The sequence below is a fragment of the Achromobacter sp. 1011811831 genome (assembly GCF_059760905.1).
Genome location: NZ_JCBANG010000024.1, coordinates 23,213 through 45,152 on the forward strand (window position 1 = coordinate 23,213; position 21,940 = coordinate 45,152).

Here is a 21,940-nt window from a genome sequence, read left to right on the forward strand (position 1 = left end):
ATGATGAGCAAAACCTTGATCGTTGCCTCGGTGCTGGCCGTCGCGCTGAGCGCGTGCAACAAGAAGGACGAGACGGCGCCGCCCGCTTCCAACCCGGCTCCGGCCACCAGCGCTCCCGCGCCCTCGGGCACCTCGCCAACGCCGGCTCCCGCGCCCAACACCACGCCCAGCGGCGGCTCCACCACGCCCGGCGGCTCGACTACTCCGGCGTCTTAATCCGCCGCAGCGCAGAACCCCCGCTCTGTGGTCGAAGAATAGCCCCGGCATGGCCGGGGCTATTTGCTGTCCGCGCGCACGGAAAACCCGGTCAGGCACGTGGTCCGCCCGAAAAGGAAAAGGCCCCGGAAAACCGGGGCCTGGGCCTGATGCCTGCCGGCGGGCGTGATGCCCGCCGCGAGCCAGGTTTACATCTTGTCCTTCAGGACGCTCAGCAGGCGCTGAGCGGTGGCGCTGCTGTCGCGCTGGCCGTTCGCGTCCAGGACCGTGACGTTGGTCTGGTTGCCCGAGCCGGCCACGTGGATGCGGTATTGCGGTGCCTGCGCCTTCTTGTCGCCCGAGAACATGCGGCTGAAGAAGCCCGGCTGTTCGTTCTTCTCGCCGGTGTCGGTGTCGACATAGCGCACGAAGTAGTCGCCGGCGGAGCGGTCGCGGTCTTCCACGGCGAAACCGCCGCTGTCCAGCGCCACGCCGACGCGACGCCATGCACGGTCGAAGGACTCGTCGACGACCAGCTGCGCGCCCTGGGCGCGGACGTCTTGCTGCACGGCAGGCTTCTGCGGCGCGGCCTCGGCCTGCTGCACCAGCTTGCGGGCGTTGTCGACGTCGGTGCCCAGGAACACCAGCATGCGGGCCAGCATGGCGGCGTTCAGGCCCGGATCTTCCTTGCCGTTCTGCCATTGGACCTGCGAGCCGTCGGAGCCGACGCGCTTTTCCAGCATCTGGCGATGGCTGACGTAGATCTCGGTGTGGCCGTTGACGCGCTCGACGCGGGTGCGGAATTTCTCGCGCTCGCCGCTATCCCAGGCCTGTTCCAGCACGCTGCCCAGCGCCTGGCGCAGCCAGCTTTCCGGGATCTTGGCGCGGTTCTCGGCCCAGTCGGTCTCGATCAGGCCGGCCTTGGGATTGTTGCTCTGGATCGTGAAACCGTTCTCGGTCCAGAAGTCCACGACGCGCGGGAAGATGTCTTCGGGCGGACGGTTGATGACCAGCCAGCGCAGGTCGCCGTCGCGCTCGACGCGCATGTCCTGGCGGTCGGGCAGCACATTGGTGGACTTGGGCGCGGTGGCCTGGGTCTGCCCTTGCTGCTGGAACTGCGAGTAGGTGGTCGAGCCGGACGCCGGCGCGCGATAGCGCGGATCGCTGGCGGCCTGGGTCAGGTCGGGCGGGATACTCAGGGGCTCGCCGCGCTGGCTGACCGCGCTCTTGTAGTTGACGGATTCTTCCTTGCCCAGGAACTGATTGACCTCGCTGCAACCGGCCAACAGTACCAGGGACATCAATGCCGACAGGCCGGCATGACGCTTGTTCATACTTATCCTCACGATATTTAGAGCAGGCCCACTTCCTGGAGGGCGCGGCGCACCGTCTCATGGTGCTGCGCACCGAGCTCGACCAGCGGCAGCCGGTAGCCCAGCTCGCTGCGGCCCATCTGGGCAAGTGCCCACTTGACGGGAATGGGATTGGCCTCGACGAACAAGGCCTTGTTCAGACGCGCCAGGCGGGCGTTAAGTTCACGCACCTTGGGCACGTCGCCGGCCAGGGCGGCCGCGCAGAGCTCGCGCATCAGGCGCGGCGCCACGTTGGCGGTCACGGAAATATTGCCGCGCGCGCCCAGCAGGATCAGGGCGGCCGCGGTGGGATCGTCGCCGCTGAAGACCTGGAAGCTGGCCGGCGCCTCGCGCAGCAGCAGGCCGCCGCGCGCGATGTCGCCGGTGGCGTCCTTGATGCCGATGATGCCGGGCACCTGCGCCAGGCGCAGGACCGTCTCGTTGCTCATGTCGGCAACGGTGCGGCCCGGCACGTTGTAGAGAATGGTCGGCAGGTCCACCGCTTCGGCAATGGCGCGGAAATGGCGGTACAGGCCTTCTTGCGAGGGCTTGTTGTAGTACGGCACAACCGACAGGCCGGCCTGCGCGCCCACGGCCTTGGCGTGGCGGGTCAGGTGGATGGCTTCGTCGGTGGAGTTGGCGCCCACGCCGGCGATGACCGGGATGCGGCCGGCGGCGTGTTCAACGGCGACGCGGATCAGCTCGGCGTGCTCTTCCATCGAGACGGTGGGAGACTCCCCGGTGGTGCCGACCACCACGAGCGCGTCCGTGCCTTCCTGGACATGCCAGTCGATCAGCGACCGGTAGGCGGCGTAATCAAGACTGCCGTCGGCCCGCATGGGGGTGACCAGGGCCACCATACTGCCTTGGAACGAATTGCCCTGGGACGAACTGCCCTGGGAACCAACGCCTGCGGCGGTTGCAGGGGATGCCATAGATGAGAGGCTCCATAGCCCCATGGCGGGATTGCCCCAGGGCCACAATCGATTAAACCGACGAGTTTAACGGAATTTGGCGGGAATCCTATAGCAGAAACCACTGGACGATCGAGGTACCTAGCCCGATTATGGGACGCATCAAGGTCCACAGCACGCCGGTGGCCAGCAGCACCACCACGATCATCAGCCCATAGGGCTCGATTTTCGAGTATTGCCAGGCCAGCCGATTGGGCAGCAGGCTGAAAACGATCCGTCCCCCGTCCAGCGGCGGCAGCGGCAGCAGGTTCAGCGCCATCAATACCAGATTGACGTTGACGCCGGCCACGCCCATCTCGAACCAGAAGCTCTCCTGCATGCCCGATTCCAGGAACAGCCGCAGCGCCAGGGCCCACAGCACGGCCATCAGCATGTTGGCCGCCGGCCCGGCCAGCGCCACCCACAGCATGTCCTGCTTGGGCCGGCGCAGGCGCCCGAAATCGACCGGCACGGGCTTGGCCCAGCCAAACAGCATGCCCGGGCTGCCCAGCAGCTTGGACGCCAGCAGGATCGCCACCGGCACCAGCAGCGTGCCGACCGGATCGATATGGCGCGCGGGATTCAGGCTGATGCGCCCGGCCTGGTAGGCCGTGGGATCGCCGAACAGGCGCGCCACATAGCCGTGGGCCGCCTCGTGCAGCGTGATCGCGAAGATGACCGGCAGCGCGTAGACCGCGATGGTTTGGATGATGTCGTTCATGGCGAACCGGATTGTAGAGTGCCGCAGCCGGCGCGCCGCAAGGCAGCGGAGATTCTTTTTGAATCAGCCCGCAAGCCCGGCGCTCAGGCCAGGCCCAGGCTGGCGGGATCGCCGCGCCCGACGCGCACGACGACAGGCTCGTCGCTGGTCAGGTCGATGACGGTGGTGGGCGATTGCGGGCAGGCGCCCGCGTCGAGGATGGCCGCGAGTTCGTGGTCGTAGCGCGCGCGGATGTCCTCGGCGTCGTTGAGCGCGTCGGACTCGTCCTTGGGAATCAGCGTGGTCGACAGCAGCGGCCCGTCAGTCTGCTCCAGCAGGCCGAGCAGGACGAGGTGATCCGGCACGCGGATGCCGATGGTCTTGCGCGAGGGATGCGAAACGCGCCGCGGCACTTCCTTGGTGGCTTCCAGGATGAAGGTCCAGGGGCCGGGCGTGGCGGCCTTGAGCAGCCGGTACTGGCGGTTGTCGACCCGGGCGAAGTGGCCGATCTCGGCCAGGTCGCGGCACAGCACGGTCAGATGATGGCGGTCGTCGAGGCCGCGCAGCCGGCGCAGGCGGTCGGCGGCGTTCTTGTCGTCGAGCCGCGCCACCACCGCGTAGCTGGAATCGGTGGGCACCGCCACCAGGCCCCCTTCGCCCAGCCACTGGGCCGCCTGCTTGAGCAGGCGAGGTTGGGGATTCTCGGGATGAATGGATAGAAACAGAGCCATGGGTTTATCCTAACACTCCTGAAGGCCGCGCAGGCAAGCGCGGCGATGCAATATGGCGGGCCCGCAGGCCCGCCCGGAGAAGAAAATGCGTTTGGACGACTCGCGCGAAAGCGACAATGTGGAAGACCGCCGCGCGAGCGGCCCGCGCATCGGCGGTCGCGGCACCATCGGCATCGGCACCATCGTGCTGGCGCTGGTGGCCATGTATTTCGGCGTGGATCCCAACGTCGTGCTGCAGATGGCCGAAGGCCCGGCCACGCAGCAACAGCAGGCTCCGGCGCAGCGCCCGCCGGCGGACGATCCGCAGGCCCGCTTCGTGGCCAAGGTGCTGGGCGAGACCGAGGACACCTGGGCCGCGATCTTCCAGAACGACCTGAACCGCCGCTACGCGCCGCCCAAGCTGGTGCTGTTCCGCGGCGCCACCCCCACCGCCTGCGGCACCGGCCAGTCGGCGATGGGGCCGTTCTACTGTCCCGGCGACAGCAAGGTGTACATCGACCTGGCCTTCTTCGACGAGCTGAAGAACCGCTTCAAGGCGCCGGGCGATTTCGCCCAGGCCTACGTGATCGCGCACGAGGTCGGCCACCACGTGCAGCACCTGCTGGGTATCTCGGACCAGGTCGACAACCTGCGCCGCCGCAACCCGTCTCAGGCCAACGCGCTGTCCGTGCGCATGGAACTGCAGGCCGACTGCTTCGCCGGCCTGTGGGCGCAGCGCGCCAACGCCGCCCGCCAGATCCTGGAAAGCGGCGACGTGGAAGAAGCGCTGGCCGCCGCCACGGCCATCGGCGACGACCGGCTGCAGAAGCAGAGCCAGGGCTATGTCGTCCCCGACACTTTCACCCACGGCTCCTCGGAACAGCGCGTGCGCTGGTTCAAGCGCGGCCTGGAAGGCGGCAGCCTCAAGCAGTGCGATACCTTCTCGGCCGGCCAGCTGTAGGCCGGCGAGCGCCGCGCTCGCGCTGTATGGATATACAGCGCGAGTACGTGATCGCGCCGCTTCTTGTAAGATTACGCCCCCTCGCAATGTTGCACGCGTGAGTATCCCGCCGCTGCCCGCGAGCGGCGCAGCGCCCCCACGACAGCGCGACCCAGACCCGATATCCGTTTCATGGCCAACAAGTCCGAACCCTTAATCACCGTTGATGAGGTGCAAGAGATCCTTGCCGAACCCAAGGAAACCGTAAAGCCGGTTGCCTGGGCGCCGAAGCCGGCGGCCAACAACGTGCAATGGATGGAGTTCTCCAGCCCCTGCAAGGTCAAGGGCGAAGTGCGCGAGGACGTGATCTTCCGCGTGACCTACCGCGCGGCGCGCACCGATGTGCACGGCCAGGCCACGATCTTCCTGGCCGAGACCTTCTGCGCCAGCCTGTTCGTGGGCCCGCATCGCGTGTACGGCGTGGATACCGACGACTCCTTCCATACCAGCCTGGTGGGCGAAGGCCGGCCGCTGTTCCGCAAGCCGCTGGCCGACCGCAGCCACGAGCATCTGTGGGTGGACGCGGGAGAAGGCTATGCCGAGCCGGTGACGCCGCCGCTGCAGACCATCGCCGCGCTGATGCAGCATTTCCTGCCGCGCGCGAATCTCACGCTGACCGGCGGCTTCGCGCATCCGCTCAAAGGCCGCCAAATCGAATTGATCCTATGAGCACTTTCCTGGAAGCCTCGGGCTGGACCGTCCTGCCCGCGGGCGAACACGCCATCCGCGCCGTATCGCCCATGACGCTGGGCCTGGATGGACAGCACGCCGCCTTCTTCATCGCGCGCCCCGACGACGCCTCGTTCTACCTGACCGACGCCTGTGAAACCGCCATGCACGCGGCCAGCTACGGCATCGACGTGGCGGCCAAGCGCATCGACATCCTGAACGAGACGCCCGGCGTGAGCCTGGCGCATTTCGACAAGTCCGGCGCCATCGTCGCCTCCGGCCCCAACGAGCAGCTGCAGGAAGCGCTGTGGGACGCGGTCAAGCTGGCCATGGCGCTGTCGTTCCAGTGCGCCAAGTGGATGCCCAGGTTCAGCCAGCTGCGCTTTCGCGCCCAGGTCGGCCGCGCGCTGGCCGAGGCCGTGGGCGCCAACCGCATGGTCAAGGGCGCCCGCGCCAAGGGCAGCAGCGGCCACACCGCGGATTTCGCCTATGCCGTGCGGGCCGCGGGCAGCACCGCGCTGACCTATATCGAGCCGATCGCGCTCAAGGCTGGCAAGAAGATGGACTGGACCCAGGTCTACCAGACCCACGGCAAGATGTCGGACGTGAAGATGGCCGACGCGCGCAACTCGCGCATGGTCATCCTGGAGGACGGCGCCTCGGCCGAGGAGTTCAAGAAGGCGGTGGCGATCCTGGAACAGTCGGCCACTGTGCAGACGCTGGCCAAGACGCGCGACTGGCGCGAGGTCTTCGCGGACTGAGCGCGGCGCGCCGTCAGGAAGGAACGCTGGTCAGGCCGTCGACGATTTCGCGGCCATGCAGTATCGCGGCGTGCACCGCCTCGCGCGGGCTGTAGACATAGCCGCCGTCGGCGAAGCGCGGTACCGGATATTCGTCGCCGCCATCCTGCACGGCGCCCGCCTGGACCACGGTGATCGATGCGATGAAGATGGGGCCGCTGGACAGCGCCTGGACCTCGGCGCCCGCGCCCCGGGATACTCTGGCCGTCAGGCGGTATCCCTTGTAGATCAAGTTGTTCTGATGCACTTCGGATGCCCTCTATCTGCGGTCCAGCATACCCCGCCTGTTCATGACAGTTCGGATATGTTTTGTAACGACGGCAGAAGACGGAAACACTGTTGCGCCGAACCAGGCTCGTCCCCGTTTTCATCGACCGGCTCGCGGCGTCCGGCCGATTGGCGCATCGGCAAGCCTGACGCGGCCTGCCGGCCAATGACAAGGTGCGCCAGGCCGGCCGGCCAGACATCGATCGCGGGATTACCCTAGCCCCTGTTGCGTACGCGCACCTTCGGACCAAGTCATGCCCGTCGCCTGCATGTGCCGCTCCAGCGTCCAGCCCCGGCCAAGAAGGACCATGCGCGTGTGCAGATCGCCCAGCACGGCCGCGTCCACCTCGCGGCCCAGGTAGCTCAGCCGCTTGCGCCGCAGGTCCACATAGCCCAGCTCGTAGTCGCGCGCCAGTCCCAGCCACAGGCGATGCGCGCCTTCCGACTGGCGCGCCCCGCTCATGATGCACAGCCCCGCGTCCAGCCCCCAGCGGTACACGGCCGTCGCCAGCCCCATGCGCTGATAGGGCGCGGCGTATTTCGAATGCGGCGCGCGCAGATAGGGATCGGCGCGCCGTCCGACTTCGATCAGCCGGTTGAACACCGTGTAGCCCGCCACCCGGTCGCGCCGCAGATCCACCACGTAGACGTAGTACTCGCCATCCGCCTCGCGGTGGCGCAGCGCCAGCCCAGGGATGTCGGTGCGGACCTCCGGCAGCCCATACAGCCGGTCCGAAGGACGGCTCATGCGATTGCGGATGGCGTCCAGTTCGGACTCCACTTCGTCCGGCGTGTGATTCACGTCGATGCGCAGTTCCGTCACCAGGCCCAAGGCCAGACGGATTGCGGGCAGCGCCAGCGTAGGCACGGCAAACTCCTGTAGCAGGTTGAGAAAGGAAAGATCATGGACGCGGCCAGTCCGCGCCCATGTGAAAAGGGCCGCATTCGCGGCCCGAATGTCGAAGTCTGGACAGCACGCTAGTGTGCTGTCCCGTAGGTACGTGCGCATGACGAAATTCATCCATAGACGTCAGGGCTAGGCGCACACCGCAGTGATACCCGTAGGTATCACGAGGATTTGCAACGACGCCATGGCGGCTAGGGGTGGATTTCGTGCGGGCGTATCTGCGGGACAGCACGCTAGGCTGCGGCCGGACGAGACGCGATGTCCCAGTCCTTGCCCTCGGCGGCCAGCGCGCTGGCATCGCCGAAGAACGCCGGGAACTGGCGCTCACCCTTGCGCGTGAGGCGCAGCGCGCGCGAATCAAGGTCGCGGCTGACCCAGCCGCGCTCGGTCAGCGCGTCCAGCAAGGCCGCGCCCAGCGCGCCGCCCAGGTGCGGGCGGCGCTCGCTCCAGTCCAGGCAGGGGCAGGCGAAGCGGCGACGGCGGCGGCGCGCCTCTACCGCGTCCACGCCGATCTGCGCGAGCGAGGCCTCGCCCAGCGGGGTCAGCGCGTAGTCCTTGCCGTCGGCCGTCAGCCACTGACGCGCCAGCATCGCGTCGTGCATGCGCACCGCCAGGGTGCCGGCCATGTGGTCGTAGCAGGTGCGCGCCTCGCGCAGCGCCGATGGCGTGCTGGGCTTGAACGGCGTGCGCTCGGCGCCGGCCACCACCAGCAGGGCCTCCAGCGCGCGCGCCACCTCGCTGTTGGCCAGCCGGTAGTAGCGATGCTTGCCCTGCGCCGCCTGTTCGACCAGCCCCTGGTCGCGCAGGCGCTGGAAATGGCTGCTGGCCGTGGACGCGCCGATCTCGGCGGCCGCGGCCAGCTCGGTGGCGGTGCGGGCGCGGCCGTCCAGCAGCAGGCATAGCATGCGCGCGCGCGCCGGATCGGCGATGGCGCCGGCGACAGAGGAAAGCTGGCTGTCGGCGAAGTCGGAATCCATGTTTCGGCCTTGATCGAAGTGTAGTGCGCAGCCCCAAGCATACTGCGGCTCATCGAAACAAGACACCCGCAACGCCATGCGCAGCCCCCGGAAGTTCTTTGGCTGGACCGTTGTTTACGCCGCCTTCGCGCTGGCCATCTTCGGCTGGGGCGTGGGTTTTTATGGCCCGCCGGTGTTCCTGCACGCGGTCGCGCAACGCAGCGGCTGGAGCCTCGCGCTGGTGTCCGGCGCGGTGACGCTGCACTTTCTCACCGGCGCGGCGGTGGTGGCCAACCTGCCCCGCATCTATCGGCGCGTGGGCGTGCCGGCGACCACCGCGACCGGCGCCGTGCTGCTGGCGCTGGGCGTGTGCGGCTGGTCGCTGGCGCAGGCGCCATGGCAGCTGTACGGCGCGGCGCTGGTCAGCGGCAGCGGCTGGGTGGCGCTGGGTCCGGCGGCCGTCAATGCGCTGATCGCGCCGTGGTTCGCGCGCCGGCGTCCGGCCGCGCTGAGCATGGCGTACAACGGCGCCAGCCTGGGCGGCGTGCTGTTCTCGCCCTTGTGGGTCTTCCTGATCGCCCAGGCCGGCTTTCCCCGGGCCGCGCTATGGGTCGGACTGATCATGGTGACGCTGATCGCGGCGCTGTCGCGCTGGGTATTCACCGCGACCCCGCAGAGCCTGGGCCAGCATCCCGATGGCGAAGCCGTCGCGGCGTCGACCAGCGCGGCCCCCGGCGTGCCCGAACGCGTGCCCAGCCTGCGGCGCGACCGCGCCTTTCTGAGCCTGGCCGCCGGCATGGCGTTGGGGCTTGTCGCGCAGATCGGCCTGATCGCCCATCTGCTGTCCGCGCTGGCGCCCTTGCTGGGCGCGCAGACCGCCGGCATCGCGATGGGACTGGCCACCGCCGCCGCCATCGCGGGCCGCACGCTGGTGGGCTGGCTGATGCCGGCCGGCGCCGACCGGCGCGTGGTGGCCTGCGTGGCTTACGGCGTGCAGCTTTGCGGCTCGCTGGTGCTGGCGCTGGCGCCGGGCCAGATCTGGGCCGCGTGGCTGGGCGTGCTGCTGTTCGGGTCCGGCATCGGCAACGCCACCTCGCTGCCGCCGCTCATCGCGCAGACCGAGTTCTCACGCGAGGACGCGCTGCGCGTCGTGCCCCTGATCACGGCGCTCTCGCAAGCCGCCTATGCCTTCGCGCCGGTGCTGTTCGGCCTGCTGCGCTCGCAGCTGGAACAGGCCGGGCAGCAGCCGTTGCGCTTCGCGGTAGCCGCCGCGCTGCTGCAGGCGGCGGCGATAGGCAGCCTGGCCTGGGGCCGGGGCGCGCGCGGCGTCGCGCGCAACGCCGCGCAACCGACCGCGTGACAGGCACGCGGAATAACCGACGCCATGCCAGTGCAATGCGCGGGCGTGGCCTCTCAGCCCAGTCCGCCGCGTCGCGCCACCAATCCCGCCATGACCGCGTCGCCCTCTTCCGCCAGGCCTTGCGCCACGCCCTGCCGATCGGCCGGGGTGCGGTTCTGGCTGGCTTTCCACTTGCCTTCGATGCGCGCGATGGGAATCTCGACGCCCACGATGGCGCGCATCTGCGCGGCGATGAAATCGACCGGCGCGTCCGCCACGCGCCAGGGCAGGACGCGGGCCTTTTCCTGGCTCTCGGTCAAAGCCTCCAGCTGCGCGCGCAGCCATGCGGGATCGTCCTGGATCACCGGCCTGCCCCACACATGCACGGCGACGAAATTCCAGGTCGGCACGACCTTGTGCGTCTCCGCCTTGGTGGCGTACCAGGACGGCGTGACATAGGCCTGCGGGCCGTGGAATGCCACCAGGCATTCGGCGCCCGAGGCCAGTTCGGCCAATTGCGGATTCGCCCTGGCCACATGCAGGCGCAGCACGCCGTGCTCGCCCTCGGGGTACAGCAGACAGGGAATATGGTTGGCCATCAGTCCGCCCGGCCCCGCCGTCATGACCACGCCCAGCGGATGGGCGCGGATGAAATCGTGCTGGACGTCGAGGGCATCCTCGCGGAAGGCGGAAGGCAGATACATGGCGGCGGTCGAATCGGTGCGTGGAAAACCCGACGATAGCGCCGCCGTGGCTCCATTCAAAGAGCCAGAAAACTCCGGATTTATGGAGCCAGCCCGGGCGGCGAACCTGCGCCAGGCCGCCGGACGCCGGCCTCAGTCCGCCAGTTGCTTGCTCAACAGCACCGTCGTGAAACCGCTGTCCCATTCCTCGTCGGGATAGGTGTCGATTTCCTGATAGCCATTGCGGGCATAGAAGGCGCGGCTGCTCACATTGAAGTCATCCGTTTCCAGGCGCGCCTCGCGCACGCCCGCCTGGCGCATGCCGGCCTCGGCCAGCGCCAGCAGCGCGGCGCCCACGCCGCGTCGCTGCATGCCGGGCTGCACGTGCAGGGCCCAAATGAAGTTGCCTTCCCAATCGACCATGCCGGCGACCGTTCCGTCCAGTTCGCAGACATGGAACCGCAGCCCGCGTTCGGCGACGTAGGCGGCCGTCTTGCCGCTGGCGCGAAAGCGCGCATCGGCCTGCGCCGACATCTGCGGCATCCAGGTGGTTTCGTAGGTGCGCATCAACAGGTCCACGAGCGCGGGCGCGTCTTCGCGCCGCGCCGGCCTGATACGCAAGGCGCTGCTGGAATTTTTCATGCGCGGCAGTGTAGCAACACCGCCGCGCCGGGCTAGCGCCGGACGCGCTCGTAGGCCTGGTTCATGCGTTCGCGGGCCGCCGTTTCATGCGCGTAGGCACGGTCATAGCTTTCCAGGCAGCCCATCGTGGGGCTGGGCCATTTGATCGCGGCGATCGCGGCGGTGAGTTCGTCGCGCGCGCGCTGCCATTCCTTGACCGCTGCATACCATTCCTTAGCGGTGTCCATAGAACGTCTCCCCTATGTGCACAGCCCCATCGTATTCCCGCGCCACGCGTTTGCATCTAGGTATTTCGCACTAGCTCGCCTCGCTTGCGGCATGCCTGCCACCACACGTTTTCGACCGCTCCGATTCCCGAGAGGGTTAACCCGGAACGTCGTGCCCGCCCCGGCCTCCGGTCACGGAACCCGACGCGCAAACGCATGTCGAACCACGCGATTCCAACGGTCACATCACGTTGTGACGCATATTGACGTCAACCCGTACTGACTCGCGGCCCCGGCAAATGCTACTGTTCCGCCTATGCAAGGAGTTCATGCAATGGATCAGAAAACCAAGCCCTGGGCTTTTCCCAAGCCTCACCCGGAAAACACCCCTCGGGGCGAACGCAACAAGCAAGAGTTCGATGTTGCGCCAGACACCAGAAAACCCGCGCCCAAGGCGCGTCTCAAGGAAAGCGCCCAGCGCGCAGGCACCGCACGCTCATAGTCCGCGCACGTCACCACGCCAGCCGCGCCGGCCGCGGCATCCGCAGTCCTGGATCCCATCCGCCACGGCGCCCCCCGCCGTCCGGCAAGCTCCACGTACAAGGTCCCCTCTTCCTTCTTCCGACGCGCAGGCGCGCGTCGGTTGGCGCGCGCCTGCGCGCTTGCCCCATCGCCGAAAACAAGAGGAACTCAGTATTCGCCCGGGGCCAGCCGGTCCGCCAGATAGCCCTGCGCGTCCGGCGCGGCCCGCATCATGTTGCGCACCCAGGCATCGCGCTCATGCCCGATCACGGCAAATTCCCAGACACAGGCCAGGAACGGCGCCTGCACCGTCTTGAAATCCGCTGGACTGGACAGCGGCGCGGACAGCAGTTTCTGGCAGACGATGCCGCCGGCGCGCCACCAGTCGACCAACAGCCACACCGCCTCCTCGCCCACATGCGCGATGCAATAGCCCAGGCCATGGAAACCCGCGTCGCGCTCGATCTCTTGCAGCACGCCGAACGCCTTGCGGCGGGCCGCCGCCGCGATCTCGGCCGGCAGGATCGGCACGGCGGCATCGCGGTCTCGATGGATGGCGTAGGCCTTCAGGGCCGCGCCCGCCTCTTCCCAGACGCCGACGCAGGCCATGCGACGCGGCACATAGATCTCGGGCGCGGGCGGCGTCCAGGAAGACGCGGCGGCGGATTGCGTGCTCATGCAAAGCTCCTGTCTGGATGGCCTGGCGTTCAGGCGATGAAGCCGGCCGCGCGGAACACGCGGTCGTAAATGTCGCGCACCACGTCCTGCTTGCGCTGGTTGTACTGCGTCATGTCCTGCGTATCGCTGGCCGCGCCCTGCTTGGCCTGCGCATACCGCTGCCGGTCCTCGGCGCTGCCGCGCAGCCAGTCGCGGAACATGCGATGGCGGATCGCCTCGGGGCAGTCGGGGCCGAACACATGCAGGTTCACGCGCGGCGAGGCCAGTTGCAGGCAACGGTGCTGGTGCCAGGACGGCTCACGCACGCGCAGCTCGTAGCCCAGGGTCTCCAGGGCCGGCACGTACAGGTCCTCGCGCGTGGGGTCGGCCACGGCCACGTCGATGTCGATGACCGGCTTGGCCGGCAGGCCCGGCACCGAGGTGGAGCCTATGTGCTGGATGTCCAGCGCGACCGGGCCCAGCGCGCGGCGCAAGTCGGCCGCCAGCCCGTCATAGCGCGCCGGCCATTCCGGGTCGTAGGCCACGATGGCGATGGCTTCCGGCGCGGGCTTGCCACGGACCCAGGGATTCTCGTCCGGGTCGGAATCATAGTGGCGCATGATGGCTTCGGGGGTGGGCATGGGCATCGCGGACTCCTGGGAAGCACGCCAGCATACCCGAGCCCCGCCGCCCCCGCCGGGCGCGCATCAGCCCCTACGCGTGCTCCGACGCTGGCTGCGCGCGGCGCCAGCCCGCGGTTTCGTCACGCTTGTCGTGGGTGTATTCCCACTCCGTGTCGCAACGCGCGCAGACAAACAGCTCCTGCCGCGCGCCCTTGCGGGCCGCCTCCATGCTGCGCACTTCGCCCAGGCTGACCAGGTGTGGATGGCCCGCCACGCCGCGCCTGTCGGGTTCGATATCCGAGCAATCATTGCAGGTTGTCATTCCTCATCCTTTCATTTTTCTTTCATTGAAAGGGCATGCTAGGAAATCAGAGCGGACCAATGTTCAGCAATTCTCACCAAAAAGTGAACCCGACCCACCTCATCTCGTCTGGCCCCGCGTGGTTTCCTGCGCCCGGGAACCGCCCGCCATGACGCCACGGCATGCTTGTGCTAGCGTAGTCTCCCCTCAATTCCCGCTGCCCACCCGCCATGGCCCTGTTCAACCTGGCCGATGCCGCCGACCGGCTTCCCCACGCCTGGAAATCCGCCATCCTCGCCCGCTCCGGCGACTGCAACATCAAGATCCTGAAAATGGACCAGCGCCCTTACCCGGACGAAACGCATGACTACAACGAGGCGCTGATCGTCGTCAGCGGAGCGCTGCGGCTGTCCGTCGCGGGCGAGACCATAGAAGTAAAGACGGGCGAAATGTACGTGGCCCAAGCAGGGGTGCCCCACGCGGTGCTGGAGGGCAGCCATGGCGTGCTGATGATCGTGGATCCGGTCGAGGACGGAGGCTGACGAAGCCATGATGGACCCGCGGCAACTGGACAAGCGCATCGATCTCATGAAGCGTGAGGCGCAAGCGTACATATCGGCGCAGCAGCAGGATTTCGATGCCGCCTTTTCCTCGGACAGCTGCTTGCCCCCGAAACAGCGGAAGGACTTTGAGAAAGTCCTGAGATCCGGCAATGAAACCGCCGGATTTCAGGCGGTCCTGACAGCCGGCGGGCGGCGCGCCGCGATGCTGTGGTGGATGGGACGGCATCTGCTTCATGCCTGCAACGACCATGCCCTGGGCTGGCATTGCCTGCACCGGGGCCTGGATGCCGCGTGGTGGGGTTTTCTATGCCGACCCAACACTTACATGGACGTCGAGTCGAATATCCAGTTGCTGATCGCCTGGTTCGACGTCACCGGCGCGCCTCAACGCGCCGATTACATCGGCCGATATCTTGCCGGCTTGAGCGACATCCCGGACAGGGAAAAATACCTGGAGCATTCCGACATAGGCAAGCTGATGACGCAGCTCTGGTGCAAGGACCAGTCCGTCGATATCGACCCTACGCAGAGCTTGCACGCGTTCCAGAGGGACGGGCATGGATACGCCGACATCGTGGAAAACCTGTACACGGAAGACCTTGCGTCCTTCTCTGCCCTGCTCGAACGCGCCCTGCATTACAGGGTGGGATCGTCGATCGCCGAGGCCGGCGAATTCAGGACCGCCATCGCCTTTCATCTCATTCCCATCGAGTTCCACTACATCGCGCGAATCAGGAACAAGAGAAATCTACCCACCGTCCTGCCAAGCTCGGATCTGTTTCCGTCGGACGCCAAGCGGCTTCCCCCGCCCTATCCCGGACTCTCCGTCGAGACGGATCCTGTTCTATATGCCGCGATCGAAAAAGCGATCGAGCAAGAATGGCTGGATCGCAAGACGGTTGAGGAAATGATGTGAAGGCGGGCGACGCGCGGCCCGCCGTGAGTAGAATACCCGCACACATCAATGGCGTCGGGCCATCACACGGACTCCTCATGAAAGACATTCGCTCCTTCGCGTTCGCGCTCGCCGTCGTTGCCGTTGCGCTTGCCGTGGCCAATCCCGCCGCGGCGGAACAGGGATGCGCGGACGGCTACAAGCCCACGCCCACGCAGAACGGCGTTGAATGCCGGCCGGTTCCCGGTCTGTACAGAGGGTCTGGCGCAGGGGCCGCCCCCCAGGTCCGCTGGGAGGAACGCTGGGGCGCGATCGTCATGGATGCCGCTTCCGGCATGACCGGCATCGGCGGCAGCCAGCCCACCGAAGAAGCCGCCATCCAGGCCGCCACGGCCGTGTGCCAACGCAAGGGCGGCAAGAATTGCCGCGTCGACATCACCTATTCCAATCAATGCGGCGCACTCGCCTGGGGCAGCAACCATGCCGTCTCGGCCCGTGGACGGACGCTGGAAATCGCGTCCAAGTTCGCCATCGACGCCTGTGAGAAAACGACCGGCAAGAAATGCGAGGTCTTCTTTTCCGATTGCAGCTTGCCGGTGCGGGTCCAGTAGTCAGGACGCGCTTGGAAAGTCGCGTTTTTCGTTGGAATTTTTGTATCGCGGAATGAAAAAAGGCGCTTAGACATGATCTAAGCGCCTTTTTCACTGAAATTCTGTGGGGTGGCTGATGGGACTCGAACCCACGACAACCGGAATCACAATCCGGGACTCTACCAACTGAGCTACAGCCACCACTGGTACTGCTTTTTTCCTGCTTCTTTTCTTCCACCGCCCCGATGATTTTCATCACCCGGCAGCAAAGAAGCGAAATTCTAGCACAGTTTTTTCCGCGCGCGTAAGCCCTCTCCTCGAATCGCCGCAATCCGACATCTTGCTATCCTTGCGGCTGGCCCATTTTCGGGTTGGCCCATATGGGGCCGGCCCACCTCGGAGACTCGCTGACCGCCCATGGACCTGCACGCCATCCTGCTCGAATACTGGCCGCACATCGTGTTCGTCGTCAGCCTGGCGGCCGGCGCCGGCGCCGCCGTGCATGCGGCCATGACCAAGCAGGACGTGCGCTCGGCCATCGGCTGGGTGGGCCTGACGCTGCTGTCGCCGCTGTTCGGCGCGCTGATCTATGTCGTGGCCGGCATCAACCGCATCCGCAAGACGCTGCTGTCGCAACAGCGCGACGAGGCCATGCTGGAGGACGCGGCGCAGGTCGAGACCGCGCCCGTCGACGTTGCGCCGATCTCCGGACCGCAATTCGCCTCGCTCAAGGTGCTGGGCGATCAGGTGAGCCGTTTCCGGCTGCTCGGCGGCAACGCGGTCCTGCCCCTGGCCGGCGGCGACGAGGCCTACCCGGCCATGCTGCGGGCGATCCGCGACGCCAGCCACGCGGTGGCGATGCAAAGCTATATCTTCGACAACGACCCCATCGGCCGCGAGATGGCGCAGGCGCTGATCGAGGCGCACGGGCGCGGCGTGCAGGTGCGCGTGCTGATCGACGCCATCGGCTCGCGCTACTCGCGTCCGCCCATCGTGCGCATGCTGGCGCGCGGCGGCGTGCCGGTGGCGCGCTTCATGACCAATCCGCTGGGCGTGCTGCGCATGCCCTACGCCAACCTGCGCAGCCACCGCAAGATACTGGTGGTGGACGGGCGCGTGGGCTTCACCGGCGGCATGAATGTGCGCGCCGCCTTCGTCACCGCGCTGTCGGGCGCGGATACCAATGCCGACACGCATTTCCGTCTGGAAGGCCCCATCGTCACGCAGCTGATGTCGGTGTTCGCGCATGACTGGAACTTCACCACGCACGAATCGCTGCCGCAGCGCCCCTGGTTCGATCCTGACGCCGCGCCCGCCGGTTCGATTCCGGTGCGCTGCGTGCCCTCGGGCCCCGACCGTGCGCTGGGCAGCACGCACAACATGCTGCTGGGCGCGCTGGCGGTGGCCCAGCGCCACGTGCGCATCCAGTCGCCCTACTTCCTGCCGGACCAGACCCTGATCGGCGCGCTGGCCACGGCGGCGCGGCGCGGCGTGGTGGTGGACATCGTGATTCCCGGCAAGAACAACCTGCGGCTGGTGGACTACGCCATGACCGCCCAGCTGGACCAGGTGGTGCGCACCGGCTGCCGCGTGTGGCGCTCGCATGGCGCCTTCGACCACTCCAAGCTGATGACGGTGGACGACGCCTGGACCTATGCCGGCTCGTCCAACCTGGACCCGCGCAGCCTACGGCTGAACTTCGAGCTGGACACCGAAATCTACGATCCCGGCGTGTCGCACGGCCTGGGCGCGCGCATCGACGGCATCATCGGACAGGCGCGCCGCGTGACGCTGGAAGACCTGCAGCAGGCGCCCTTCGCCAAGCGCCTGCGCAACAAGGTGATCTGGCTGGCCACGCCGTATCTCTGAAGCAGCCCGCGCAAGCGGTCCCATGTCTCCGGAACATCCCTCGCGGGCTCCGCGCCGTCAGACGCCGGCCGCAGGCCGGACGCGCGGCGCGCGCACGCCCTGACGCTGGGAGTAAGATCTACGCCACAACAAACACCCTATAAATGGCAGGAGCAGTGGAAGATGGCGAAAGTCGGCATGGTTGGAATCGGCCTCATGGGCCATGGCATCGCGAGCAATCTGGTCAAGCATGGCCACGAACTGACGGTGCTTGAACATCCGGGGAACCAGCCCCTGGACGCATTGAAGGCCGCTGGCGCGACCAGCTGCGCCGACGGCGCCACGCTGGCGGCGCGTTCCGACGTGATCATCCTGTGCGTCACGGGCAGCCCGCAGGTCGAGGTCGTGCTGCTGTCGCCGGGCGGCGTGCTCGAGGGCCTGCGCCCCGGCGCCGTCGTCATCGACTGCTCCACCGCGATCCCCTCGTCCACCCAGAAGGTCGCGCAAGCGGTGACCGACAAGGGCGGACGCTTCCTCGACGCGCCCATGACCCGCACGCCCAAGGAAGCCGCCGAAGGCCGGCTGAACCTGCTGGTCGGCGGCGACGCCGCGCTGTTCGCCGAATGCAGGCCGCTGCTGGCCTGCTTCGCCGAGAACATCAGCCACGCCGGCCCGATCGGCGCCGGCCATCGCATGAAGCTGCTGCACAACTACGTGTCGCTGGGCGTGATCGCGCTGCTGTCCGAGGCCGCCGCCTGCGCGCTGCGCGCCGACATCGACCCGGCCGTGTTCGCGGACGTGCTGGGCAAGGGCGGCGGCGGCGGCGTGGCGCTGGAACGCCTCAAGCCCTATCTGCTGGAACAGGATCCCTCGTCGCTGAAGTTCTTCATGTCGAACGCGGAAAAGGACCTGTCCTACTACAACACCATGGCGCAGGAAACCGGCGCGGCGCGCGACATCGGCCAGGCCGTGCTGGACACCTACGCGCAGGCCGTCAAGCAGGGCGGCGGCGAGCGCTACGTGCCCGAGCTGGTGTCGCTGCTGCAGGAAGGCGCCGCGCGCTGACGGGAGGGCGGGAACGCTCAGCCGCCCGCCGCGGCCGGCGCCAGCGGCGCGCCGCGCTGCGGCAGCCGCAGCGCGATTCCCGCCGCCAGCAGCAGCAACACGCCCGCCGCGCCAAAGGCGACCCAGTGCGTGCCATAGCGCTCGAAGGCCCAGCCGCCCAGCCATGAGCTGATCATGCCGCCCACCTGGTGCCCCAGGTAGGCCAGACCGTACAGCAACCCCACCAGCCGCACCCCGTACACGTCCGCCAGGATGGCCGAGGACAGCGCGATGCTGCCGGCCCAGACGATGCCGCCCACGGACGCCGCCAGGTACAGCTCCCAGTGCGTGCCCACCATCACCAGCGCGAAAAAGCCCAGGCCGCGCACGCAATAGATCACCGCCAGGATGTTGCGCCGTTCCAGCTGGTCCGACAGCCGCCCCAGCACCAGTGTGCTGAAGATCGCCACCAGGCCGATCAGGCCGATGCCCAGCGCGCTGGTGGACGCGTCGAAGCCGTGGTCCATCAGCATGGGCATGCCGTGCGTGCCCAGCAGGTTCATGCTGAAGCCGCAGGCGAACAGCCCCAGCGCGATCTGCCAGAACGGCACCGAAGCCAGCGCGTCGCTCGCCTTGACGGTGGATGGCGCGCGTGCCGCCGGACGCGCCTGCGCGCCGGCGGGCCGGTCGACGATCTGGTGCGGCAGCAGGTCGGTATGCGCGGGCGCCTGGTCGCGCATCACGAACAGCGCCGAGGGCACGGTCACCAGCGCGAACAGCGCGGCGAAACCCAGCATGGTCTCGCGCCAGCCGACGGCGGCGATCGCGTAGGTGAGCAAGGGTGTCATCAGCGCGATGCCGGCCATGGAGCCGGTGGACAGGAAGAACAGCGCCATGCCGCGCTGGCGCGTGAACCAGCGGCTGATGACCGGCGTCAGCGCCACCGGGCTGGTGAAGCCCAGCCCCACCGACAGCGCCACGCCGAAAGCCAGCAGGAACTCGATCGGGCCGCGCGCATTGACGGTCCAGACACAGGACGCGACCACGATGGCCGCGCCGGTCAGCAGCACGAAGCGCGTGCCGCGCGTGCCGGCCAGGTAGCCGGCCACCGGCATGGCCAGGCCGTAGCACAGCATGCCCACCGCCACGATGCCCGACAGTTCGCTGCGCGAGAATCCCAGCGTCTGGGTCATGGGCAGGAAGAAGGGCCCGATGCCCATGCGCAATCCCACGGTGAGCAGGGTCAGCACGGTGGCCGCGCCCACGATGTTCCAGCCGAAATACCAGCTCCCCGGCCCTTGCTTGTCCACTTGATCATCTCCTCGGCGGTTTTTTCTTATATGCCGTGGGCGCGGTCTGGCGCTTGCGTTTCAGGGCGGGCGCGCAAGGCGCCACGGACGATTCGGGCGGGAGGCCGGCGGACGGCAATCGCGTCCGCCAAACGCGGACGGACCATATTACTCCCGGCTATATCTGTGCCGGCGCGGACCGCGCGGGATCCTGTACACCCAGCGGCCACTGTGGCGGCGCGACATCATCGGTCCGCCGACGCCGGCGGCGAGGCTGCGCTCAACCGCGCGTGGCGGCGACCAGCCTGATTTCCACCGCCAGCGCCGGCCGCGCCAGCTCGGCCACGCCCAGGATGGTCCAGGCCGGGAAATCCGCGCGCATGTAGCGCGACTTCACCTCGCGGAAATCGGACAGCTGGGCGCCGACGTCCACGTGATAGGACACCATCTCGACCACATCGGAGAAATCCAGGCCCAGGCGCCGCAGGATGGCCTCGGCGCGCCTGAAGGCCCATTCGATCTGCTCACGCACCGTGTCCGGCACCGTGCCGTCGGGCCGCAATCCGATCTGGCCGGAGATATAGGCCATGCCCCGGGCCACCACGGCCGGCGCGTATTCAAAGGCGTCGAAGACGCGATTGCCGCCGAACACGGCGTCGTCCTCGGGCAGTCGCAGGCGCACGATGGCGGTCATGGAGGTTCCTGGTAACGGAGAGTGGGCCGCCAGTGTATCGGCGGCCGCCCGGTCCCGCAGTCCAGGTTTGCCCGTAGCGGGCAAGCCGGCTAGACGCCGCCCGCCGCCGGTTCCAGCTTCAGTTGCAGCACCAGCGGCTGGCGCATGTCGGCCGGCGGCGCCTCGGCCAGCGAGCGGTTGGCCAGCACCTCGGTCAGCGCGTCGCGCACGCGGGTATCGATCAGCGTCGGAAACTCGACCCGCTCGACGCGGCCCGTGGCATCCACCCAGACCTTGGCCACCACCGGCTGCGCGGCGGCGGCCACCGCGTCGCCGGCGTCCTTCGGCCCGCCCATCAGTTCGTGCACGCGCACGACCGCCGGATTGGCGTCGTCGCCCAGCCAGGCCTGGAACTGGTTGCCCAGCAGCTGCGCATAGCTGACCCAGTGCTGCGGCACAGCGGCCGGCTGGGCGGCCACGGCGGTCGCGCCGGACAGCGCCAGCCCCATGAACGTGGCCACGGCGCGGCGCAGGCGGGCGAAACGCCCGGGCCTGGCGGACTGCGAACTGGCGGACGCGCCGCCCGAAACCGTCTGCTTCATGTCGATCTTCCTATTCCCGTTCAAACGGCGGACGGGGCGGCTCGCATCGCTCGCCCCTCATCCGCAAATAATGCCGGCCGACAGCGTCGCCGCGCGCGGCGCCTGCGCCTGCATGGCGCCCAGCTGGGGCCGGTCGCTGACCGCATGGACCGCGCCCTGCTCGCGCAGGAAACCGGTGATGCTGTCCACCGGCACCGCCTTGACCCGCGTGGCGCCCGCCCCGGGCGCGGAACCGCCGCGCCGGCTCAATGCCACCGTGCCCGACAGCCGGCCGTCCACCGCCACGCGCTCTACCACCATGCCCAGCACCAGCCCTGCCCCGCCCAGCACCGGACTGCCGCTGGCGCCCGGCTTGACGGGCGAGAACAGCAGCAGCTCGGCCGCGGAACCGCCGCCGTGCGGCGCCGTCATGCCGTTGAACACGGTGCTGGCGCGCGCAGGCATGCGCTGCAATTCGCCATAGGCCTCGGTGAACACGGGCCGGCCGCCGCTGCTCTCGGGCGTGGCCGCGAAGGTCGCGCTCAGATAGGGCTTGAAACCGGTATCCAGCAAGGCCAGGTCGCGCGCGTCGTCGCGCGCCACCACGGTGGCCCGGCGCACCTGCCCGTCCTTCAGCGCATAGAGGGACGCGCAGCCCGTCACCGCGTGCGCGGCGGTCAGGACCTGGCCGGCCGCGTTGATGAACAGGCCGCTGGCCTGGGACTCCAGCGGCGCGCCGGCCTGGGCGGCGGCCGCGCCGGGCAGCGCCAGCAAGGCGGCCAGCATCGCGCCGCGACGCCACAAGGGCGCGCGACATGCGCCCGGCGCCCTGGCGCCGCCGCGCGGCAATGGCCTGGCTGCATTCATGCTCGATCCCGACTGAAGCGCGCCGGGCGGACCCGGCTGAGAAATCGCGCAAATGTAGCGATAATTTGCGGCGGCTTGATGACGCTCTTGCGCCCAAGGCGCCGACAC

28 protein-coding genes and 1 tRNA gene are annotated in these 21,940 nt (G+C 68.0%); 11 read left to right on the forward strand and 18 right to left on the reverse strand.

The features are described 5' to 3' along the window. Nucleotides 1-216, forward strand: a complete 216-nt coding sequence (locus tag AC6LJ9_RS11835; protein ID WP_498147698.1) for an endopeptidase — start codon at nt 1-3, stop codon at nt 214-216. 188 nt (nt 217-404) lie between these two features. Here the strand turns inward: AC6LJ9_RS11835 and bamC are convergent, their stop codons facing one another. The 4 genes from bamC to AC6LJ9_RS11855 all read right to left on the reverse strand — a co-directional run bounded on the left by bamC (nt 405) and on the right by AC6LJ9_RS11855 (nt 3,931). Then, nucleotides 405-1,529, reverse strand: coding sequence for an NlpB/DapX family lipoprotein (gene bamC, locus AC6LJ9_RS11840; RefSeq protein WP_498147699.1), 1,125 nt, complete (start codon nt 1,527-1,529; stop codon nt 405-407). Between the two features lie 17 nt (nt 1,530-1,546). After that, nucleotides 1,547-2,482 (reverse strand): 4-hydroxy-tetrahydrodipicolinate synthase, encoded by a 936-nt coding sequence (dapA, locus tag AC6LJ9_RS11845; RefSeq protein ID WP_498147700.1) that lies wholly within the window; start codon nt 2,480-2,482, stop codon nt 1,547-1,549. An 88-nt stretch (nt 2,483-2,570) separates the two neighbouring features. Further along, on the reverse strand, nt 2,571-3,221 hold the full coding sequence (locus AC6LJ9_RS11850) for a site-2 protease family protein (protein ID WP_103275546.1): 651 nt from the start codon (nt 3,219-3,221) through the stop codon (nt 2,571-2,573). Nucleotides 3,222-3,304: 83 nt separating this feature from the next. Continuing rightward, on the reverse strand, nt 3,305-3,931 hold the full coding sequence (locus AC6LJ9_RS11855) for an L-threonylcarbamoyladenylate synthase (protein WP_212319465.1): 627 nt from the start codon (nt 3,929-3,931) through the stop codon (nt 3,305-3,307). 85 nt (nt 3,932-4,016) lie between these two features. Between AC6LJ9_RS11855 and ypfJ the strand changes: the two genes are divergently transcribed. The 3 genes from ypfJ to AC6LJ9_RS11870 all read left to right on the forward strand — a co-directional run bounded on the left by ypfJ (nt 4,017) and on the right by AC6LJ9_RS11870 (nt 6,340). After that, entirely contained in the window at nt 4,017-4,871 is an 855-nt protein-coding gene (gene ypfJ / locus AC6LJ9_RS11860) for a KPN_02809 family neutral zinc metallopeptidase (protein WP_212319467.1), read from the forward strand. Between the two features lie 171 nt (nt 4,872-5,042). Continuing rightward, nucleotides 5,043-5,579 (forward strand): hypothetical protein, encoded by a 537-nt coding sequence (locus tag AC6LJ9_RS11865; protein ID WP_212319469.1) that lies wholly within the window; start codon nt 5,043-5,045, stop codon nt 5,577-5,579. Next, nucleotides 5,576-6,340 carry a DUF1828 domain-containing protein gene (locus tag AC6LJ9_RS11870; RefSeq protein ID WP_103275550.1) on the forward strand — a complete coding sequence of 255 codons (765 nt, stop codon included), beginning with the start codon at nt 5,576-5,578 and terminating at the stop codon, nt 6,338-6,340. Before AC6LJ9_RS11865 ends, AC6LJ9_RS11870 begins: the two co-directional genes overlap by 4 nt. 13 nt (nt 6,341-6,353) lie before the next feature. Here the strand turns inward: AC6LJ9_RS11870 and AC6LJ9_RS11875 are convergent, their stop codons facing one another. From AC6LJ9_RS11875 to AC6LJ9_RS11885, 3 genes are all read right to left on the reverse strand, one after another. Continuing rightward, nucleotides 6,354-6,626: a hypothetical protein gene (locus AC6LJ9_RS11875; protein WP_103275551.1), complete on the reverse strand. Its 273-nt coding sequence runs from the start codon at nt 6,624-6,626 to the stop codon at nt 6,354-6,356. A gap of 231 nt (nt 6,627-6,857) precedes the next feature. Next, nucleotides 6,858-7,514, reverse strand: coding sequence for an N-acetyltransferase (locus tag AC6LJ9_RS11880; protein ID WP_212319473.1), 657 nt, complete (start codon nt 7,512-7,514; stop codon nt 6,858-6,860). Between the two features lie 272 nt (nt 7,515-7,786). Further along, complete coding sequence (locus tag AC6LJ9_RS11885) at nt 7,787-8,530, reverse strand: ArsR/SmtB family transcription factor (RefSeq protein WP_498147701.1); 744 nt, start codon at nt 8,528-8,530, stop codon at nt 7,787-7,789. Nucleotides 8,531-8,606: 76 nt separating this feature from the next. Between AC6LJ9_RS11885 and AC6LJ9_RS11890 the strand changes: the two genes are divergently transcribed. Further along, complete coding sequence (locus AC6LJ9_RS11890) at nt 8,607-9,869, forward strand: MFS transporter (RefSeq protein WP_498147702.1); 1,263 nt, start codon at nt 8,607-8,609, stop codon at nt 9,867-9,869. Nucleotides 9,870-9,922: 53 nt separating this feature from the next. Here AC6LJ9_RS11890 and AC6LJ9_RS11895 read toward each other — a convergent pair whose 3' ends face one another. From AC6LJ9_RS11895 to AC6LJ9_RS11905, 3 genes are all read right to left on the reverse strand, one after another. After that, complete coding sequence (locus AC6LJ9_RS11895) at nt 9,923-10,552, reverse strand: FMN-binding negative transcriptional regulator (protein ID WP_498147703.1); 630 nt, start codon at nt 10,550-10,552, stop codon at nt 9,923-9,925. Between the two features lie 132 nt (nt 10,553-10,684). After that, complete coding sequence (locus tag AC6LJ9_RS11900; RefSeq protein ID WP_498147704.1) at nt 10,685-11,173, reverse strand: GNAT family N-acetyltransferase; 489 nt, start codon at nt 11,171-11,173, stop codon at nt 10,685-10,687. Nucleotides 11,174-11,205: 32 nt separating this feature from the next. Next, nucleotides 11,206-11,400: a hypothetical protein gene (locus AC6LJ9_RS11905; RefSeq protein ID WP_498147705.1), complete on the reverse strand. Its 195-nt coding sequence runs from the start codon at nt 11,398-11,400 to the stop codon at nt 11,206-11,208. Between the two features lie 313 nt (nt 11,401-11,713). On the opposite strand from AC6LJ9_RS11905, the gene AC6LJ9_RS11910 reads away from it, so the two are divergent. Further along, nucleotides 11,714-11,881, forward strand: coding sequence for a hypothetical protein (locus AC6LJ9_RS11910; protein WP_199770901.1), 168 nt, complete (start codon nt 11,714-11,716; stop codon nt 11,879-11,881). A 188-nt stretch (nt 11,882-12,069) separates the two neighbouring features. On the opposite strand, the gene AC6LJ9_RS11915 is transcribed toward AC6LJ9_RS11910, so the two are convergent. From AC6LJ9_RS11915 to AC6LJ9_RS11925, 3 genes are all read right to left on the reverse strand, one after another. Next, a complete protein-coding gene (locus AC6LJ9_RS11915; RefSeq protein WP_498147706.1) occupies nt 12,070-12,579 on the reverse strand; it encodes a hypothetical protein in 510 nt (169 codons plus the stop codon). 29 nt (nt 12,580-12,608) lie between these two features. Beyond that, nucleotides 12,609-13,205 carry a GrpB family protein gene (locus tag AC6LJ9_RS11920; RefSeq protein ID WP_498147707.1) on the reverse strand — a complete coding sequence of 199 codons (597 nt, stop codon included), beginning with the start codon at nt 13,203-13,205 and terminating at the stop codon, nt 12,609-12,611. 67 nt (nt 13,206-13,272) lie between these two features. Continuing rightward, nucleotides 13,273-13,503, reverse strand: coding sequence for a hypothetical protein (locus AC6LJ9_RS11925; RefSeq protein WP_498147708.1), 231 nt, complete (start codon nt 13,501-13,503; stop codon nt 13,273-13,275). A gap of 209 nt (nt 13,504-13,712) precedes the next feature. Here AC6LJ9_RS11925 and AC6LJ9_RS11930 point away from each other — a divergent pair, with 209 nt between their 5' ends. Genes AC6LJ9_RS11930 through AC6LJ9_RS11940 form a run of 3 tightly spaced genes read left to right on the forward strand, consistent with a single transcriptional unit; the run spans nt 13,713 to nt 15,551 of the window. Then, nucleotides 13,713-14,024: a cupin domain-containing protein gene (locus AC6LJ9_RS11930; protein WP_498147709.1), complete on the forward strand. Its 312-nt coding sequence runs from the start codon at nt 13,713-13,715 to the stop codon at nt 14,022-14,024. Nucleotides 14,025-14,031: 7 nt separating this feature from the next. Then, nucleotides 14,032-14,961 (forward strand): hypothetical protein, encoded by a 930-nt coding sequence (locus AC6LJ9_RS11935; protein ID WP_498147710.1) that lies wholly within the window; start codon nt 14,032-14,034, stop codon nt 14,959-14,961. Then, on the forward strand, nt 14,958-15,551 hold the full coding sequence (locus AC6LJ9_RS11940) for a DUF4189 domain-containing protein (protein WP_498147711.1): 594 nt from the start codon (nt 14,958-14,960) through the stop codon (nt 15,549-15,551). The genes AC6LJ9_RS11935 and AC6LJ9_RS11940 overlap by 4 nt, the downstream gene beginning before the upstream one ends. Nucleotides 15,552-15,655: 104 nt before the next feature. Here AC6LJ9_RS11940 and AC6LJ9_RS11945 read toward each other — a convergent pair. Next, a tRNA-His gene (locus AC6LJ9_RS11945) sits at nt 15,656-15,731 on the reverse strand. A gap of 216 nt (nt 15,732-15,947) precedes the next feature. Between AC6LJ9_RS11945 and AC6LJ9_RS11950 the strand changes: the two genes are divergently transcribed. Together AC6LJ9_RS11950 and AC6LJ9_RS11955 are read left to right on the forward strand one after the other, a co-directional pair. Then, nucleotides 15,948-17,399 carry a phospholipase D-like domain-containing protein gene (locus AC6LJ9_RS11950; protein ID WP_498147712.1) on the forward strand — a complete coding sequence of 484 codons (1,452 nt, stop codon included), beginning with the start codon at nt 15,948-15,950 and terminating at the stop codon, nt 17,397-17,399. A 162-nt stretch (nt 17,400-17,561) separates the two neighbouring features. Further along, on the forward strand, nt 17,562-18,443 hold the full coding sequence (locus AC6LJ9_RS11955) for an NAD(P)-dependent oxidoreductase (protein WP_498147713.1): 882 nt from the start codon (nt 17,562-17,564) through the stop codon (nt 18,441-18,443). Between the two features lie 17 nt (nt 18,444-18,460). Here the strand turns inward: AC6LJ9_RS11955 and AC6LJ9_RS11960 are convergent, their stop codons facing one another. From AC6LJ9_RS11960 to AC6LJ9_RS11975, 4 genes are all read right to left on the reverse strand, one after another. Further along, nucleotides 18,461-19,732 carry an MFS transporter gene (locus AC6LJ9_RS11960; protein WP_212322324.1) on the reverse strand — a complete coding sequence of 424 codons (1,272 nt, stop codon included), beginning with the start codon at nt 19,730-19,732 and terminating at the stop codon, nt 18,461-18,463. Between the two features lie 259 nt (nt 19,733-19,991). After that, nucleotides 19,992-20,405: a RidA family protein gene (locus tag AC6LJ9_RS11965; RefSeq protein WP_498147714.1), complete on the reverse strand. Its 414-nt coding sequence runs from the start codon at nt 20,403-20,405 to the stop codon at nt 19,992-19,994. Between the two features lie 89 nt (nt 20,406-20,494). Beyond that, a complete protein-coding gene (locus tag AC6LJ9_RS11970) occupies nt 20,495-20,986 on the reverse strand; it encodes a YbaB/EbfC family DNA-binding protein (RefSeq protein WP_498147715.1) in 492 nt (163 codons plus the stop codon). Between the two features lie 57 nt (nt 20,987-21,043). After that, nucleotides 21,044-21,832, reverse strand: coding sequence for a S1 family peptidase (locus tag AC6LJ9_RS11975; RefSeq protein ID WP_498147716.1), 789 nt, complete (start codon nt 21,830-21,832; stop codon nt 21,044-21,046). Between the last annotated feature and the right edge of the window lie 108 nt (nt 21,833-21,940).

Excerpts from the sequence above, each read along its gene's own strand:
- AC6LJ9_RS11905 (WP_498147705.1), bottom strand. The coding sequence starts at position 11,400 with ATGGACACCGCTAAGGAATGGTATGCAGCGGTCAAGGAATGGCAGCGC.
- dapA (WP_498147700.1), bottom strand. The coding sequence starts at position 2,482 with ATGGCATCCCCTGCAACCGCCGCAGGCGTTGGTTCCCAGGGCAGTTCG.
- AC6LJ9_RS11930 (WP_498147709.1), top strand. The coding sequence starts at position 13,713 with ATGGCCCTGTTCAACCTGGCCGATGCCGCCGACCGGCTTCCCCACGCC.
- AC6LJ9_RS11915 (WP_498147706.1), bottom strand. The coding sequence starts at position 12,579 with ATGAGCACGCAATCCGCCGCCGCGTCTTCCTGGACGCCGCCCGCGCCC.
- AC6LJ9_RS11890 (WP_498147702.1), top strand. The coding sequence starts at position 8,607 with ATGCGCAGCCCCCGGAAGTTCTTTGGCTGGACCGTTGTTTACGCCGCC.
- AC6LJ9_RS11975 (WP_498147716.1), bottom strand. The coding sequence starts at position 21,832 with ATGAATGCAGCCAGGCCATTGCCGCGCGGCGGCGCCAGGGCGCCGGGC.
- ypfJ (WP_212319467.1), top strand. The coding sequence starts at position 4,017 with ATGCGTTTGGACGACTCGCGCGAAAGCGACAATGTGGAAGACCGCCGC.
- AC6LJ9_RS11900 (WP_498147704.1), bottom strand. The coding sequence starts at position 11,173 with ATGAAAAATTCCAGCAGCGCCTTGCGTATCAGGCCGGCGCGGCGCGAA.
- AC6LJ9_RS11970 (WP_498147715.1), bottom strand. The coding sequence starts at position 20,986 with ATGAAGCAGACGGTTTCGGGCGGCGCGTCCGCCAGTTCGCAGTCCGCC.
- AC6LJ9_RS11870 (WP_103275550.1), top strand. The coding sequence starts at position 5,576 with ATGAGCACTTTCCTGGAAGCCTCGGGCTGGACCGTCCTGCCCGCGGGC.
- AC6LJ9_RS11935 (WP_498147710.1), top strand. The coding sequence starts at position 14,032 with ATGATGGACCCGCGGCAACTGGACAAGCGCATCGATCTCATGAAGCGT.
- AC6LJ9_RS11865 (WP_212319469.1), top strand. The coding sequence starts at position 5,043 with ATGGCCAACAAGTCCGAACCCTTAATCACCGTTGATGAGGTGCAAGAG.
- AC6LJ9_RS11920 (WP_498147707.1), bottom strand. The coding sequence starts at position 13,205 with ATGCCCATGCCCACCCCCGAAGCCATCATGCGCCACTATGATTCCGAC.
- AC6LJ9_RS11965 (WP_498147714.1), bottom strand. The coding sequence starts at position 20,405 with ATGACCGCCATCGTGCGCCTGCGACTGCCCGAGGACGACGCCGTGTTC.
- AC6LJ9_RS11835 (WP_498147698.1), top strand. The coding sequence starts at position 1 with ATGATGAGCAAAACCTTGATCGTTGCCTCGGTGCTGGCCGTCGCGCTG.
- AC6LJ9_RS11895 (WP_498147703.1), bottom strand. The coding sequence starts at position 10,552 with ATGTATCTGCCTTCCGCCTTCCGCGAGGATGCCCTCGACGTCCAGCAC.
- AC6LJ9_RS11950 (WP_498147712.1), top strand. The coding sequence starts at position 15,948 with ATGGACCTGCACGCCATCCTGCTCGAATACTGGCCGCACATCGTGTTC.
- AC6LJ9_RS11910 (WP_199770901.1), top strand. The coding sequence starts at position 11,714 with ATGGATCAGAAAACCAAGCCCTGGGCTTTTCCCAAGCCTCACCCGGAA.
- AC6LJ9_RS11955 (WP_498147713.1), top strand. The coding sequence starts at position 17,562 with ATGGCGAAAGTCGGCATGGTTGGAATCGGCCTCATGGGCCATGGCATC.
- AC6LJ9_RS11850 (WP_103275546.1), bottom strand. The coding sequence starts at position 3,221 with ATGAACGACATCATCCAAACCATCGCGGTCTACGCGCTGCCGGTCATC.
- AC6LJ9_RS11855 (WP_212319465.1), bottom strand. The coding sequence starts at position 3,931 with ATGGCTCTGTTTCTATCCATTCATCCCGAGAATCCCCAACCTCGCCTG.
- AC6LJ9_RS11885 (WP_498147701.1), bottom strand. The coding sequence starts at position 8,530 with ATGGATTCCGACTTCGCCGACAGCCAGCTTTCCTCTGTCGCCGGCGCC.
- bamC (WP_498147699.1), bottom strand. The coding sequence starts at position 1,529 with ATGAACAAGCGTCATGCCGGCCTGTCGGCATTGATGTCCCTGGTACTG.
- AC6LJ9_RS11925 (WP_498147708.1), bottom strand. The coding sequence starts at position 13,503 with ATGACAACCTGCAATGATTGCTCGGATATCGAACCCGACAGGCGCGGC.